This window comes from Nonomuraea sp. NPDC004186 (assembly GCF_053603495.1).
Map to the genome: position 1 here is coordinate 106,265 of NZ_JBSGFQ010000021.1, position 15,349 is coordinate 121,613.

At 70.3% G+C, this 15,349-nt stretch carries 11 protein-coding genes; 4 read left to right on the plus strand and 7 right to left on the minus strand.

The window, feature by feature from the left end:
• Position 1 precedes the first annotated feature (1 nt).
• Positions 2-463: a DUF2871 domain-containing protein gene (locus ACWEPL_RS19560; RefSeq protein WP_452437004.1), complete on the minus strand. Its 462-nt coding sequence runs from the start codon at positions 461-463 to the stop codon at positions 2-4.
• 123 nt (positions 464-586) lie between these two features.
• Positions 587-1,525 carry an SDR family NAD(P)-dependent oxidoreductase gene (locus tag ACWEPL_RS19565; RefSeq protein ID WP_452437005.1) on the minus strand — a complete coding sequence of 313 codons (939 nt, stop codon included), beginning with the start codon at positions 1,523-1,525 and terminating at the stop codon, positions 587-589.
• 99 nt (positions 1,526-1,624) lie between these two features.
• Here ACWEPL_RS19565 and ACWEPL_RS19570 point away from each other — a divergent pair, with 99 nt between their 5' ends.
• The 4 genes from ACWEPL_RS19570 (at position 1,625) to ACWEPL_RS19585 (ending at position 7,366) form a co-directional block, all read left to right on the plus strand.
• A complete protein-coding gene (locus ACWEPL_RS19570) occupies positions 1,625-2,203 on the plus strand; it encodes a TetR/AcrR family transcriptional regulator (protein WP_452437018.1) in 579 nt (192 codons plus the stop codon).
• 464 nt (positions 2,204-2,667) lie between these two features.
• Complete coding sequence (locus tag ACWEPL_RS19575; RefSeq protein WP_452437006.1) at positions 2,668-3,696, plus strand: dipeptidase; 1,029 nt, start codon at positions 2,668-2,670, stop codon at positions 3,694-3,696.
• Positions 3,697-4,331: 635 nt separating this feature from the next.
• A complete protein-coding gene (locus ACWEPL_RS19580; RefSeq protein ID WP_452437007.1) occupies positions 4,332-5,402 on the plus strand; it encodes a M20 family metallopeptidase in 1,071 nt (356 codons plus the stop codon).
• Between the two features lie 764 nt (positions 5,403-6,166).
• The gene (locus ACWEPL_RS19585) at positions 6,167-7,366 is read left to right on the plus strand and encodes a cytochrome P450 (protein ID WP_452437008.1); all 1,200 of its coding nucleotides are present in this window, start codon (positions 6,167-6,169) and stop codon (positions 7,364-7,366) included.
• Between the two features lie 115 nt (positions 7,367-7,481).
• Here the strand turns inward: ACWEPL_RS19585 and ACWEPL_RS19590 are convergent, their stop codons facing one another.
• From ACWEPL_RS19590 to ACWEPL_RS19610, 5 genes are all read right to left on the minus strand, one after another.
• Positions 7,482-8,384, minus strand: coding sequence for a serine hydrolase (locus tag ACWEPL_RS19590; RefSeq protein WP_452437009.1), 903 nt, complete (start codon positions 8,382-8,384; stop codon positions 7,482-7,484).
• Between the two features lie 96 nt (positions 8,385-8,480).
• Complete coding sequence (locus ACWEPL_RS19595; protein WP_452437019.1) at positions 8,481-9,827, minus strand: alpha/beta hydrolase; 1,347 nt, start codon at positions 9,825-9,827, stop codon at positions 8,481-8,483.
• Between the two features lie 404 nt (positions 9,828-10,231).
• Complete coding sequence (locus ACWEPL_RS19600) at positions 10,232-12,442, minus strand: bifunctional SulP family inorganic anion transporter/carbonic anhydrase (RefSeq protein WP_363965977.1); 2,211 nt, start codon at positions 12,440-12,442, stop codon at positions 10,232-10,234.
• A 78-nt stretch (positions 12,443-12,520) separates the two neighbouring features.
• A complete protein-coding gene (locus ACWEPL_RS19605) occupies positions 12,521-13,930 on the minus strand; it encodes a hypothetical protein (protein WP_452437010.1) in 1,410 nt (469 codons plus the stop codon).
• 183 nt (positions 13,931-14,113) lie between these two features.
• Entirely contained in the window at positions 14,114-14,656 is a 543-nt protein-coding gene (locus ACWEPL_RS19610; protein ID WP_363965973.1) for a YbhB/YbcL family Raf kinase inhibitor-like protein, read from the minus strand.
• Between the last annotated feature and the right edge of the window lie 693 nt (positions 14,657-15,349).

The following is a 15,349-nucleotide window of genomic DNA, read 5'->3' on the forward strand; positions in this document are numbered from 1 at the left end:
GTCAGGCTTCGGCGTTCCGCGGTGCCGCGTCGGCCGGGACGGGGTGGGTCGCGGGAGCGGGCTTGGCGGGGATGCGCTTGCCCAAGGTGACGAACAGCAGAATCAGGCCCACGGTCAGCAGGACGTGACCCAGTCCGGAGATCAACGCGATGGCTTCACCGCTGGGGCGGCCCAGGACGGTCAGGGTGCCGTGGAGGGTCATCGTGGCGACGGTCACCGCCAGGCCGGCGTTGTAGATCCAGAAGAACCAGCCGAAGAGCCGGACGGAGGTCAGCGCGAACAGCTTCTCCAGAGCGAGGACCACGAGAAAGAACAGCATCCCGAGCGCGAGCAGGTGCGTGTGGACGACGCCCAGCTGCGTGTCGCCGGTGAAGCCCGTCAGCTTGGTCAGCTCGCGGTAGTACAGGCCGCTGACCAGCCCAAGGATCATGTAGACGTGAGCGACGTTGAGGATTTTCCTCATGGGGAGCTGACCTTCACTCTCGCGCGGGGGGAAACGGTGCGGCCCTCGCCGGGTGAGGTTCGCTGGAGGGGCGTTCTTCTGGTGCCGGTCGGTGCCGGGAGGACATTATCGGACTGTGGTCCGCTATCGCAATGCCGCCGGAGGGCTCGGGTCGAGGCCGGTCAGAGCGGAGCTGGCGGTCCACACGCGGGCCGCGAGTTCGGTGTCGGCCAGGTGGCCGCGTACGTGTTCGAGGGTGGGCAGGCCGCGGATCCCGAAGACCCGGGGTCCCCATAGCTGGCCGCCGCGTACGGACGGGTCGAGGACGGCCCGGACGGCGGGCCAGGCGGCGGCTTCCTTGCCCTGGAGGAGGAGGCCGGCGGGCAGGCCGCGCAGCCGTTCGCCGGTGGTGGGCAGGTGGACCGGCGGGCGGGCCGGTGTGAGGGAGTCGAGTGCGCCGCCGGGGTGGGTGACCACGCTCAGTGTCGTGCTGCCGGCGGCGCGCAGGCGGCGGTCGAGTTCGAAGCCGACGAGCATCTGCGCGAGCTTGGATCGCGCGTAGGTGCGTTTGGGCCGGTAGTCGCGCGTGCTCTGGAGATCGTCGAGGTCCAGGCTCCCGGACTTGGCGGTGAAGCTGCCGGTGGTGACGACGCGGCTCGCGGGCGTGGCCGTGAGCAGGGGCGAGAGCCAGTGGATCAGCGCGAAGTGCCCCAGGTGGTTGGTGGCGAACATCAGCTCGTTTCCTTCCTCGGTGACCCGCCGTTGCGGCTGGTCGAGCAGCACTCCGGCGTTGCAGACGACCGCGTCCAGCCTCTCCAGGCTCAGGGCGTCCACGGAGGCTTTGAGCGAGGAGAGGTCGGCGAGGTCCAGGCGGATGTGCCGTACGTCGGCGCCGGGGACGCGGGCGCGGATCGAGGCCCGCGCGGCTTCGGCCTTGGCGGTGTCGCGGCTGCCGAGGATGACGGTGGCGCCGGTGCCGGAGAGTTGTTCGGCGACGAAGTATCCGATGCCGGCGTTGCCGCCGGTGACGAGGAAGTGCTTGCCCTCGGCGGGCGGCAGGCGTCGTACGTCCCAGGGGGACATGGTCGGCTCCTTGGCTCGATGATTTCTGAACTGACTCTGAAACTATAGTCATTATGGATTCGTAGGCGTTCCAGGTTTCGCTACGATGAGGGCGTGGAGATGGGGCGCCGGGAGCGCAAGAAGGCACAGACCCGCCGGGCGTTGTCGGACGCCGCGTTGCGGCTGTTCGCCGAGCACGGGTACGACGGCGTCACCGTCGCCCAGATCGCCGACGAGGCGGACGTCTCCATCGCCACGCTGTTCGCGCACGTGCCGGATGGCAAGGAAGCGCTGATCTTCGACGATGGCGCGGAACGGCACGTCTGGCTGGCCGCCGCGGTCCGCGACCGGCCCGCCGGTCAGTCCGTCCTGGAAGCCCTGCGTCGGTGCCTGGCGGGCCGAGGGCCGTTCACCGACGATCTCCCACCCGAGCTGCGGGCCAAGCGTGACCTGATCGTCAGTACGCCCGCCCTGCGGGAGTACTCGCGCAGGCTCTGGATAGCCGGTGAGGGGCCCCTGGCCGAGGCGATCGCCGCCGAGAGCGGCCGCGACCCGTCCGACATGACCGTCCGCGCGCTCGCCCGCTATGTCCTGGAGATTCCTGAGCTCGCGGGTGTGGAGGCCGACCCCCTGGCCGCGATGAACGCCATCTTCGACCTGCTCGAATCCGGCTGGCCGGCGTCGCACGAGGACGCCTGACCGGCTCACCCGATCCTGGGGGTGAACTCCCGACGGCGACGCCATTCCCGACGGCGAGGCCGCTCTGGACGGCGAGGCTACTTCCAGCGGCGAGGCCACTCCCGGTGCCACAGCTGCAGCACGGTGCCCCCACCCCGTCGCCGCCCACCCCCGTTGCTCCCCAAGCATGGCGCCCGCCTCGCGGGCCCCTCCAGCACGGCGTCCCCATCCCGTCGTGGCCCGGGCGACTCGGCTCAGCCCGAGGCGTCGTCACCGCTCAGCCTGGCCGCGTGCCTTCGGCCACCACCACGGACTCGGCCGTTACCCGTCGCCGCTACCCGCCGCGCGCGGTGGGTGCCTGACCGGGTGCACGCGTTTCCCCACAGGGCACACTTGAAACTCAACCCACAGTCGTACAAGTGATCCAAAAAATCGGACTCAGGGCGCATTGGAGCAGGTCCAGCCCTCGCGATAACGTCCATCGCATGACGCTTTCCCTCCACCGACGCGCAGTCGTGGCCGACACACACAACGATCTGCTCATGGCCGTCTCCGCGCGGCCGCCTGAGCAGTGGGCCTCGTTCTTCCGGGAGAGATGGCTGCCCCAGCTCGTCGAGGGCGGGGTCGATCTGCAGGTCCTGCCGGTCTTCATCGACGACCAATATCGGCCGGAGGGCGCGCTGAGGCAGACGTTGCGCGTGATCGAGTGTGCGCACGTGCTGGCCGAGGGAAATCCCGACCATGTCCGGATCTGTCTGAACGCGGCCGACATCGACAGCACGCTCGAAGAGGGCAAGATCGCGCTGGTGATCGCGCTGGAGAGCATGCCGGGCATCGACGCCGACGTCGAGCTGATCTCGACCGTTCACCGCCTTGGCGTACGGGTGGCGTCCATCGCGCATTTCGGGCGCACGGCGTTGGCCGACGGCAGCGGTGAGGACGCCACGGGCAGCGGCCTGACCTCCCACGGCATCGCGGCGCTGGAGGAGATGGAGCGGCTCGGCATCGTCTTCGACGTCTCCCACCTGGGCGCCTCCGGCGTGGCGCACGTCCTGGAGCTGGCCACCAGACCGGTCATCGCCACTCACTCCGCCGCCAGGGCGCTGCGCGACCACCACCGCAACCTCACCGACGACCAGCTCCGCGCGGTGGCCGCCACGGGCGGCGTGATCTGCGTCAACTTCTTCGCCCCCTTCCTCGCCGAGCGCGAGGAGGACATGACCCTCGACCGCCTGCTCGACCACATCGAGCACATCGTGTCCGTCGCCGGGATCGACCACGTCGGGCTCGGCCCCGACTTCATCCGCGAGGTCATGGACGATCTGACGCCGCCGTGCTGCGAGGGCCTCAACACGAGAGGCGTCAACCCGAAGTCGGCCGTCCCGGGGTTGGCGGGTCCCTCCGGCCTGCCCATGGTCACCGAGGGCCTGCTCGCCCGCGGCCTCCCGGAGAAGGACGTCACGAAGATCATCGGTGGCAACGTGCACCGCTTCCTGAGCGAGCAACTGGCGTGATCGGCGACATGCGGTAGAGGTCTGTCAGCGGCAGGCGTGGTCCGGTCAGCGGCAGGGTGCATCGCCTTCGGGCAACAGCTGAGCTGGTCAACGCCGGCGTGCACCGCCTTCCGGGAAATAGCCGGGTCGGCTAACGCCGGCGAGCACCGCTCTCCGGCCAGGTAACTCGGTCGGTTAACGACCGCGCGCACGCTTTTCCGGCAAATAGCTGGGCCGGTTGGCGGCAGCGTGCACCGTTTTCCGGGTAAGTAGCAGGTGGAGTGGGGGGCGGCGGCCGGCGCCGCCTCCTGGGTGAGCGATTGATGGCGTTGGCGGCAAGGTGTGCTGGTTCCTGGGTGGGGAACTGGTTGGGTCGGTGGCAGCGGGCGTGCTGCTTGGGCGAGTGGTCGGTGGAGTGGGCGGCGGCGTTCGCGATCTCCTGAGTGAGCAATTGACGGCGTTGGCGGCAGCGTGCGCCGGTTCCTGGGCGGGAGCCGGTTCGGTCGGCGGCAGCATGCACCGCTTTCAGAGGATCTAAGTGCGCGGCATGCGCATGACCCCCTTCATCACCCCTTCTCGGACGGCGATCGGGCCGGTGCGAGCTGACGGCTGCGGAGAGGAAACGGAATGAAGCACGAGCTCTACGGAGGGACGGCATGATCGAGGATCTCGAAGAGCTGGTGTTGTGCGAGTCCTTCACCCACGACCTGGAAGCCGTTGCCCGCAGCGCGAAGGTCGTGGCGGCGATGGGAGCCCGCTACCTGGGCACGCAGCCCGAGTTCCTCGTGATCGACGGCGTCACGCACCTGCGCTGGACGTTCGGCACCCCCAAGGTGTTCCTGCTGTGCCACCACGACACCGTCTGGCCGATCGGCACCCTCGCCACCCACCCCTGGTCCGTGGTGGACGGCGTCGCACGGGGACCCGGGGTGTTCGACATGAAGGCGGGGCTGGTGCAGACGTTCCACGCGTTGGCCGGGCTCGACTCGCTCGACGGCATCACTCTGCTGATCAACGGTGATGAGGAGTGCGGTTCCCGTACGTCGGCCGAGCTGATCAAGGAGACCGCCCGCGGGCTGGCCGCCGCGTTCGTCATGGAGGCGAGCGCCGACGGCGGCGCGCTGAAGACGTCCCGCAAGGGCACCGCCCTCTACACCGTCAACGTCCGCGGCCGGGCCGCGCACGCCGGGCTGGAGCCCGAGAAGGGGCTGAACTCCGCGATAGAGCTGGCTCACCAGGTCCTGGCCATCGCCGCCATGGGCGCGGGGGCCACCACTGTCACGCCGACGGTCTTGTCGGCCGGCACGGCACGCAACACCGTCCCCGCCGCGGCCTCGGTCTCGGTGGACGTGCGAGTGGCTGAGATGTCGGAGCAGGATCGGGTGGACGCGGCCTTCCGCGCGCTCCGGCCGGTCCTGCCCGGCACCCGCCTGGAGGTCCTGGGCGGCCCCAACCGGCCGCCGCTCGAGAGCGCGATGTCGGCCTCGTTGTACACGTTGGCGCAGGAGCTGGCATCGGACCTGGGAGTGGGGCCGCTGATCTCGGCCTCGGTGGGCGGCGCCTCGGACGGCAACTTCACGGCGGGAGTCGGCTGCCCGACCCTCGACGGGCTGGGTGCCGTGGGCGGCGGGGCGCACGCGGACGACGAGCACGTCATCGTCGCCGAGATGCCCCGGCGCACCGCCCTCCTCCGCGCCCTGATCGAAGCCGTCCGTGGCGGGGCGTGAGCGTGGGTGTCCTTGCCGTGTGACCCGAGGTGTTCGTCCCGGCGGCCGTAGGACTGTTCGTCCCGGTGGCCGTAGGGCGGCTTGGGCGATCTCCTCGGCGGCGCCGAGCCGGTTGGTTGATGGGCTGGTTGGCTTTGGCGTCGGCGTGGTTGGAGGCACGGCCGGAGATGCCGCCAAGGCAGCTGAGGCCGGGATGCAGCCGAGCTGAGGCCCGGATGCCGCCGAGGCTGTTGGGGCGGGAGACGCTGTGGAGGCCGACAAGGCGGCGGTGGATGCCGTATCGGGGCCGTTGAGGCGGAAGATGCCGTCCAGGCCGGTGGATGCGTCGAGGCTGCTGGGGCCGGAGATACTGCCGAGGCTTGGGATGCCGCCGAGGTGACGGTGGCTCTGCTGTCTTGTACGCGCATGTGCCGCAGTGGAGGTCCCGGCGGCGATCAGGTCTGATGCGGTGACGTGTTCAGAGACCGTGTCAGCTCGGCGACGGTCCGATATCAGCGCGGTCGGCGATGGTGGGTCCCATGAACGGCTCAGCCATCACGGCCCCGTCCTCGACGGCATCGACCCCGATGCCCGGACCGGCACGGCTCGGATCCGACGGCGCTGGGAAGTCCGCGGCAGCGAACGTGTTGACCCGCGCCGCTGCGCCCACACGACCGGCTCACCGGCGAGGAAAACCGGCTGCTGATGGCACCCAGCGTCATCGCTTCCGTTCAGCCCTGATCGCGATGTCCCGACTTGAACCTAGGCCGATGAGAGGAATGACCATGGAAATCCCCCTCACCAAGATGCCGACCGCGCGTCAGCCCGGCTGCCCCTTCGACCCGCCCAAGGAGCTGATCCGGACCCGCGAGCACAGCCCGATCACCCCCTACCCCTTCCCCAGCGGACACCAGGGCTGGCTGATCACCGGATACGACCTGGCCCGATCGGTCCTGGCCGACCCGCGGTTCAGCTCGCGCAAGGAGCTCATGCGCCACCACCCGACCATCGACTACGGCGACATCGAGGTCCCTCCGGCGCCGCCCGGCGAGTTCCTGCTCATGGACGAGCCCCAGCACAGCCGCTACCGCAAACCGCTGGTGGGCAAGTTCACCGTCCGGCGGATGCGGCTGCTCACCGAGCGCGTCGAGCAGGTCACCGCCGAGCACCTGGACGCCATGGAGAAGGCCGGACCGTCGGCGGACCTGGTGACCGCGTTCGCCAAGCCCATCCCCGCCATCATCATCTGCGAGCTGCTGGGCGTGCCGTACGAGGACCGGGGCCGCTTTCAGGACAACATCGACAAGTTCCTCGGCGGGGAGGTCAGCGACGAGGAACTGATCGCCGCCTACACCGCGGTCCAGCAGTACCTCGCGGAGCTGGTGGTCGCCAAGCGCGCCAATCCCACCGACGACGTGCTCAGCGACCTCATGGACGGCGACCTGACCGATGAGGAGCTGCGGGGGATGGCCCTGATCCTGCTGTCGGCCGGGTTCGACACCACCGCGAACATGCTGGCGCTGGGCACCTTCGCGCTGCTGCAGAACCCGGACCAGCTGGCCGCGCTGCGCGCCGACCCCACGCTCACCGAGAAGGCCGTGGAGGAGCTGCTGCGGTATCTGACCGTCGCCAAGCAGTTCCAGAGAGTGGCGCTGGAGGACGTCGAGCTGGGCGGGCAGACCATCAAGGCCGGCTCGACGGTCATCCTGTCGGGCAGCACCGCCAACCGCGACCCCGAGCGCTTCGCCGATCCTCACGCTCTCGACCTGCGCCGGCAGGACGGCGGGCACCTGGCCTTCAGCCACGGCATCCACCAGTGCCTGGGCCAGCAGCTGGCCCGCGTCGAGATGCGCGTCGCGCTCCCCGCGCTGCTCAACCGCTTCCCCACCCTGCGCCTGGCCGTACCGGCCGAAGAGGTCAGCCTGCGCCCGGAGACCGCCGACATCTACGGCGTCAAGAGCCTCCCGGTCACCTGGGACGCATGACCGCCGCGACGTGACGCGCCCTCGTCCATCCCACGCCGCAGCGCCCCGCCGCCCTTCCCCGCCGGGGCGGGGTGGAGCGGAGGAATGGGCGGGGCCGAGACGGACCCGCTCGGCCTCACGTGCGGTCCGCAACCTTGGAGAGGGCCTTGGTGACGAGTTCGGCGACGTGCTCGACCGCTTTCACCCCGGCCCCCATCGTGCGGTGCCGGTGGGAGATGACGGCGATCAGGTACGTGTGCCCGTGGCGGTCGCGTACCCGGCCGATGCTGTTGACCGTCCACCGGCCCCCGTCGCGCGGCCGTGGCAGCCAGCCGTTCTTGAGGGCCACGTCCCCGCGCCCGGCCGCGCTGACGCCCCACGACTGCTCCGGCGTCACCTCGCTCATCAGGCCGAGCACGTACCGGCGGTTCTTGGCGGAAAGGGGGCTCTTGGGGGAGGTGAGAGCGGTCAGGAGGCGGAGCTGGTCGGCGGCGCTGGTCGTGGTCGCTCCCCACGCTCCTCCGGGGCCGGGGGTGGTGTCGCGCAGGCCGAGCTTCCGGTGGGCGGCGGCCAGGCCCGGCGCGCCGCCGATCGCGGACCACAGCGTGGACGCGGCGGCGTTGTCGCTGACCTTGACGGCCCGCGCCGCCGACCGCCGTTCCCAGTCGGTGAGGCCACGGTGCCGGCGCTGGGCCTTGAGCAGCAGCGCGACCACGAGGTCGACCTTGACGATGCTGGCGGTGGCCGTTCTGAGGCGGTGGTTGTAGGTGTAGGACAGGCCGGTGGAGAGCTCGCGTACCGACACCGAGAGCTGGCCGGGGAGGTCGTCCAGGTAGCGGTGCAGGGAACGGGTCAGCGCCTTCCTGTACGCCGAACCGCGCGGAGCAGGCGCTGACGGCGTGGTCGCGGCGACCGGGCGGGGGACGAGCGGGGCGGGTACGGGTGCGGGGGCGGGGCTGCATGAGATGAGCAGGGATGACGAGAGGACGGACGCCGCCAGGGTTCGCCGCAGCGGTCGCGTCCCGGGCTGGGACGGCACGGTGGCCTACATGGGGGAGAAAAGCGACAAAGAGCGCGAAGCCATGGCAGGCAGCATTGCGGCGCAGCTGTTTCTCCGGTGTTAGCCAGGGCGGGCTCAGCTCGGCGAGCCCTTGCCTTCCGGGTCCAGCGGCGTCTGCTTGCAGGTGGTGCCGCGCGTTGGGGGCTGAGCGCTGATCAGGTACTGCTCGACCGGCTCGCGGATGCACTTCTCCGTGTTGGTCAGGTAGGCGGTGTGTCCGTCGCCGTCGTAGGTGAGCAGGACGCCGGACGTGAGCTGGTCCGCCAGGCTCTGAGCCCACTTGTACGGGGTCGCGGGGTCGCGGGTGGTGCCGATCACGAGGATCGGCGGCGCTCCGGTCGCGGTCACCGCCCTGGGCTGCCGGGTGGGCCTGACCGGCCAGTACGCGCATGCCAGCCACGGCCACACGACGAACGAGCCGAAGTGCGGCGCGACCTTCCCGGCCCGGTCGGCCAGGTCCTGAACGGCCGCGAGATCGGCGGGAAACGGCTTGTCGACGCAGTTGACCGCCTGCAGCGCCCCGAACGGGGCGACCATCTCCTGCGCATAACCGAGCTTGAACAGGCCGGTGCCGTCACCGTCGTCGATCGCCTGTATCAGCGCCTGCCGCAGCGTGGGCCAGTAGTTCCGGTTGTAGAGGGCCGTGTAGATCCCCTGCGTCACCCCGTCGTCGTCCACCGGGACGCGGCCGTCCGCCCGGTTCTTCAGGGGTTCGCGGGCGGCCCGTTCCTGCAGGCCGGAGATCTTGCCGACGGCCCGGTCCACGCTCCCGGTGCCCAACGGGCAGCCGGCGGTGCTGACGCAGTAGGCGGCGAACGCGCGCAGTGCCGTCTCGAAGCCCTCGGCGTGACCGAGGAGGAACTCCTCACCCGTCAGTTTCGGGTCGGACGCGCCGTCCAGGACCAGGGCCCGCACGTTCCGGGGGAACTGGTCGGCGTAGATGGCGCCCAGGTACGTGCCGTACGAGAATCCGAGGTAGGTCAGCCGCCTGTCGCCGAGCGCCGCCCGCAGCACGTCCATGTCGCGGGCGGCGTTGACCGTTCCGACGTACGGCAGATTGGCCCCGGACCTGGCCTCGCAGGCCGCCACGAACGCCCGCCAGAACGTGGCCTCGGCGTTGACCTGGGCGCGCGTGGTGGGCGGATCGTAGAAGAGGCGCTGCTCGGCCTGCCGGTAGTCGAGGCAGCGCACCGGATCGCTCCGCCCCACGCCGCGGGGGTCGAACCCGACGAGGTCGAAGCGATCTCGCAGTGCCTCGCCGAACGCCTGGCTGGAGGTACGGAGGAAAGAGACGCCGGATGCGCCGGGTCCTCCAGGGTTGGTCACCAGTGAGCCGATGCGCCGGGATCTGTCTTTCGCGGGCAGCCGGATGACGGCGATCTTCAGCTGGTGACCCGCGGGACGGGCGTAGTCCCGTGGCACCTTCAACGTGGCGCACTGAAAGCCTTCTCTGCAGTCCGACCACGACAATTTCTGCTGGTAAAACGGCTCAAGGCCGGATGCCGGCGCGGTCGCCGTCATCGTCATGCTCTGCGCGCCGGCGCACGCGACCGCGAGCATCCCCGTCGCCGCGGCTACCGCTGCTCTCCGAAGTGCCGTCACCGCCCATTCCCCCTGTTTCGGGCGATTCATTACTCTACGTGAGCCTATGTACCCATTCAGTTATTATGTAACGCAAAGTGAGGGGCGGAGGCATCGACACCTCCGCCCCTCCGGCCCCTGGGAGTCAGGACCGGCGTCGCGAGGAGCGCCATGGGCATATGGAGAACCTCGCCGGCCCCCGCGACACTAATCCGCCTCCCGGCGCCTCGTCTGCGCAGGATTACTCAGAAGCTCATCATCCGCTCGGCCGGTGCGGGGCGCAGCGGCGGCACCATGTGCACCCTGGCCGAGCCGATGTCGAAGAACAGCCCCACCAGCTCCAGCTTCCCGGCGCGCACCTGCTCGTCGACCTTCCGGTAGGTGCGCAGGTTCTCCAGCTGCTGCTGCACGTTGACCCGGCACAGCACGTCCAGAGCGCCGCTGTGCAGCCGGTCACCCTCGGTCTCGATGAACGTGGCCAGGCTGTGGTTTCCGTGCCGCAGCCACCTCCTCAGCCCCGGCAGGCTGCCCGCCTGCACCCCGCCGCTCAGCACCCCGGCCATGGCGCCGCACCCGGAGTGCCCGCACACCGTGATCGTGTGTACGCCGAGGACCTGCGTGGCGTACTCGATCGCCGCCACCACCGAGTCGTCGTGCGGTTCGGAGCCCCGGCGCGGCACCAGGTTGCCGATGTTGCGCACCGTGAACAGGTCTCCGGGCCCGCTCGCGGTGATGAGGCTGGGCACGATGCGGGAGTCGGCGCACGTGATGAACAGGTGCGAGGGCTGCTGCTTGCGGGCCAGCTCGGTGAAGATGGGCCGGACCAGCGGCGCCGTACGCCGGTGGAACTCGCGCGCGCCCGCCGTCAGCAGGCACTCCGCCTCGGTGGAGTCGGGAGCCGAGGGACGGACGGGATGGCGGCGGTGCGACCACGGCAGCCACCAGCGGTCCGGCACCTTGGGCGGCGACTTCACCGGGAACATGCGGGCGCCGCTGGCCGCCAGCGTGTACCACTCGTCGTGCAACTCGTCGATGTCGACCGTGCCGCCCATGCGCTCGTGGTCCAGCCGCCAGGAGTGGATGGCCTCGAAGGCGGCGTTGTCCATGAAGTCGATGTTCAGGTCGAGGTCCACGGCGGTGGCCGGGGCGATCGTCCGCAGTTCGTGCGTGAGCCTGGGCACCCCCAGGAACGTCAGCGAACCGGACACCGTCACGTGCAGCCGCCCGTCGCCGCCGTCGCGCTTCAGGACCGTGACCCAGGTCAGGCGCCGCAGCGCGAGCAGCGCGGCCAGGATCAGCCCCACCACGACGCCCTCGGCGAGCCCGAGCGCGATCACGGTGAGCATCGTCACCACGTAGACGGGGACCTCGCCGTGGCCGTGCACCTTCCTGATGTGACCGAGGTTCACCATCTGCACGCCGATGAACACCAGCAACGCCGCCAGCGCCTCCAGCGGGATCAGCTTGATCGTCCAGCCGAACCCGATCGCGAACACCAGCACCCACACCCCGTGCAGGATCGCCGACCAGCGGGTACGCGCGCCGGCCTGCACGTTCGCGGTGCTGCGCACGATCACCCCCGCCACCGGCAGGCCGCCGAGGGCGCCGGTGACCATGTTCGCGACGCCCTGGCCGGTCAGCTCTTGATCGAGGTCGGCGCGGCGGCCGCCGTGCATCCCGTCCACCGCCACGCAGCACAGCAGCGACTCGCACCCGGCCAGCAGCGCCACCAGCAGCACCGCCCCCACGATCAGGTGCCAGTCGCCGTGCGGCAGGACCGGGAAGGCCCACTCGGTGACGCTGTGGGACAGGTCCACGCGCGTGACGTCCCACTCGAACACCCACGCCGTCACCGCCGCCACGACCAGCGCCACCAGTGGCGCGGGCACGACCTTGACCCGCTTGGGCAGCCGCGTCCACAGCGCCAGCACCGTGATCGTGAGCAGTCCGACGGCGACCTTGTGGCCGTGCAGGTTCGCGATCTGGCCGGGCAGCTCGATCAGGTTGGCCACGGCCGAACGCTGCGAGCTGCCGCCCAGCACCACGTGGAGCTGGGAGAGGGCGATGATCACGCCGACGGCCGCCAGCATGCCGTGGATGACCGCCGGCGACACCGCGAGTGCCGCCCTGGCCGCCTTGAACACGCCCAGCAGGAGCTGTACGGCGCCCGCCAGCAGGGTGATCATGCAGGTGGCGCGCCATCCGTACGTCTGCACGAGATCCACGACCACCAGCGACAACCCGGCGGCGGGTCCGCTGACCTGAACGGCGGAGCCGCCCAGGACGCCCGCCACGATCCCGCCGACCACGGCGGCGATCAGACCGGCGGCCAATGGCGCGCCGGAGGCCATCGCGATGCCCAGGGACAGGGGCACCGCGACGAGGAAAACCACGAGCGAGGCTGGCACGTCATGCCGGAGGGTGCTCAGCCAGCTACTCTTCGTGTCGGGGATCATGGAGCAAACCCTATTGCTCCGTCGACCCTGCTTTAGGGGTGTCTCACGCTGGTTTTACCCATTAATGGGCGCGTGCGTTCACCGGTAGTAGTCGTGCGGGTGTTCCTGGTCGGACCCGCGACGGTGGTTGCCGCCGTCGTTGCCGTTCTGGGAGCCGTACGTCGGCCACGAGGTCGCGCTCGACGGCGGCTCCGGCCAGGCGGCGGCCGGGGCGGTGGTGATGTCGCCCGTCTCGTACGCGAACGGCGCGCCCTGCGGCGTCGGAGGCACCGGAGTCGACGTGGACAGCACGTCGTCGTAGGCCGAGACCGCCCTGCCGGGCACGGTCGGGGTGCCGGTGGCGGGGGAGGGGCCGGTGAGCGGGTCGGTGTCGTCGGCCACGGCCCAACCGGAGCGCACCTCGTACGAGGCGGGGTAGGAGGAGCGCGCGGCGGGCTGCTCGAACGCCGGCCAGGACGTCCCCGAGCCGTAACCGGCGGCGGGGGCGGGGTCGTCGAGGATGTCGGGCTGCGCGGGCCATGAGCCGGACGAGGAGGGCGTCGCAGGCGGGTTGGTCCAGGTGGTCTCGGCCGCGTTGTTGTAGGCGGGGAACGGGTCGCTCGTGGGCGCGCCGTGGATGGGGGCCGGCTGGGCGGGGAAGGAGCCGCTCGAGGTGGGGGTGGCGGGGTAGGCGCCGCTCCCGCCGGGCTGGCTCACGGGGCTGGCCGGGAAGGTGCCGCCGGCGGCGGGGGCCGCCGGGAAGGAGCCGGTGCCGCTCCTGGGCGAGTTGTTGGACGACAGGGAGTCGGGGCGGGGGGAGGGGACCGGCTGGGCGCCCGCGCCCAGGATGCTCATCACGTCGGCCGTGGGGGCCGCGAACGTCACCGTACGCTGGTCGGCCATCTCCGACTGGGACGGAGCGGGGCGCTTGGCGGGCTCCACCAGGTCGGCGAGGTTGGCCGCGGCGGAGGCCGGCTGGCGCTGCGGCAGGGGGGCCTGGACGGTGGTCGCGTCGGGGTCGACGGCGGCGGCAGCGGGCCGCGGCTTCGCGGTGCGCTGCTGGCGCTTGGGGGCCGCGGGGCGCTCGGCGGGCTTCTCACGCTCGACCGGACGGGAGGAGGCCTTCCTGGCCGCCACGGTGCCACCCGCGCCGAAGCCGCCCTCTTCCGCGTCGCTGCGGATGTTGGCCCAGAACTCCTCGTCGTCGTCATCCGTGCTCGGGTTGCCCCACTCGTCGACGCCGCGCCTGCCACGCTGACCGGTGCGCACCGGTTTGGGCTCCCGCTCGCCGATGGGGCTGAAATCGGGGCTGAAATTGGCCATGCGAGGCTCGTGCGAGGCGAACTCGTCGGTGGACCGCGTCTGGGTCCTCTCCTCCTTCTCGGCCATCTCCTTCAGGCGTTCCGGAGGGAGAGAGCTCTCCCGGCGGCTCATGGAACGCATGCCCAGTGCCACGACGACGAGCACGAGGAGCACGACGGCGACCAAGCTCACTACGACCGCGATCATTGCACCACCCTCAAAGCCATGGCCTCCCTTCGGCGCCGGTGAGATCGCGCGGCCATCGACGCGACCTGCCCCCTTTGATCACCAGTGCCTAACGATTGGATCTGATTGTGTCGGACCACTATGAGCGTTGTCACACCCTACGTGAAGAATAGGTACACCGGACTACCTGCTGTGATCGCTCTCTCACTGGATGTCGACCGCTGTGAGCCGACCCCGGGCGATCGTCTTGTCCGCGATCTCCTTCAGGATGTCTGGGAGCTCGTCACCCTGTTTGAGGTCGACCCGTCCGTTCAGCGTGTAGACGGTGAAGCGATAGCTGCCCGGGCTTGTGCAAGGCGGCTCATAGCCCTCCTTGCCGCCGGTGACCTTCGCCTGGCCGGACCCCTCGGGCGGGTCCGCCGCGGCGTTGGGCCCCAGCTCGGTCGTGGTCGCCGGGATGTTGTAGAGCACCCAGTTGACGGCCGAATCGGACGGTGTGTGGGAGTCGACCACGATCGCGATCGACTTCGCCTCGGACAACGGTTGGCTCGACCAGCGCAGCGGAGGACTGCCCTCGCCACCCCGGCAGGAGTATTCGGCGGGGAGCGGCTTGCCTTCCCCCAACTCCGGGCTCGAGACGTTGATCTCCGCGATGTCCTTGGCCTGAGATCTGCCGATGAAGCTGCCGCAACCGGCCAACGCGAACGCCGCAGTCACCGCCGTCACACTGACGGTGATGCGCCGCATGCGTGTTGCCGCGTTACACAGCCCCATGCCGGACGATGCTACGCGGCTCTCGGCGGTGCGCAGACCGTTTCTCGATGGTCGGTGCTCGGTAAAGGATCCGAAACGGGTCAGAATCGCGGGATCCGTGGAGTGACCTTGGCCACAGGAGTGGCCTGCGTGTCTGTTGGGGGACCGGAATCGGGTCGCGCCTCGGACCCGGCCTGGCCTGCTGGTTCGATGCGGTGGGACGGGGGTGGGGTCATGCGCCCGGATCCGACAAAACGGACACCGTTTTCGGTCACGGTGATGCCGTAAAAACCAGCTGCGCCGGATTGGCCCCTGGATGTAGGAGCTCGTGGTGATTCGGGCGGCTCTGGTGGCCCGAATCGGGCGGTGGTGGTTCGCGGGGTGAGGGGTGCCGGCGCGACAGCCGGTGGCGCGGTGGTCGGGGACCGGGAGTCACGGCCGGTGGTGGTTCGAGCGGGTGACGGCGGCTGCCACGTTGCGTGAGGCGCTTGCGCGGTGGTGCGGTCATGCGCTGGCCGAGCCTGGTTGGCACGTACGTGGCGCCGCCGACGTGGCCAAGCTCGACAGCCTGCGGCCGGCCGCCACCGAGCATGGCACCGGGGCGGAGGGGCGCGACGGCCGACACGCCGAGGGTCTCGGTCGATCTTTAGCGGCTCGCGGGCTGATCGCCCTGCCTCCGCGCGCCCT

Bases quoted from the DNA above. Each gene is read 5' to 3' on its own strand.
- ACWEPL_RS19570 (WP_452437018.1), top strand. From the start codon at position 1,625: ATGGGGCGCCGGGAGCGCAAGAAGGCACAGACCCGCCGGGCGTTGTCG.
- ACWEPL_RS19610 (WP_363965973.1), bottom strand. From the start codon at position 14,656: ATGCGGCGCATCACCGTCAGTGTGACGGCGGTGACTGCGGCGTTCGCG.
- ACWEPL_RS19580 (WP_452437007.1), top strand. From the start codon at position 4,332: ATGATCGAGGATCTCGAAGAGCTGGTGTTGTGCGAGTCCTTCACCCAC.
- ACWEPL_RS19600 (WP_363965977.1), bottom strand. From the start codon at position 12,442: ATGATCCCCGACACGAAGAGTAGCTGGCTGAGCACCCTCCGGCATGAC.
- ACWEPL_RS19605 (WP_452437010.1), bottom strand. From the start codon at position 13,930: ATGATCGCGGTCGTAGTGAGCTTGGTCGCCGTCGTGCTCCTCGTGCTC.
- ACWEPL_RS19585 (WP_452437008.1), top strand. From the start codon at position 6,167: ATGGAAATCCCCCTCACCAAGATGCCGACCGCGCGTCAGCCCGGCTGC.
- ACWEPL_RS19575 (WP_452437006.1), top strand. From the start codon at position 2,668: ATGACGCTTTCCCTCCACCGACGCGCAGTCGTGGCCGACACACACAAC.
- ACWEPL_RS19560 (WP_452437004.1), bottom strand. From the start codon at position 463: ATGAGGAAAATCCTCAACGTCGCTCACGTCTACATGATCCTTGGGCTG.
- ACWEPL_RS19565 (WP_452437005.1), bottom strand. From the start codon at position 1,525: ATGTCCCCCTGGGACGTACGACGCCTGCCGCCCGCCGAGGGCAAGCAC.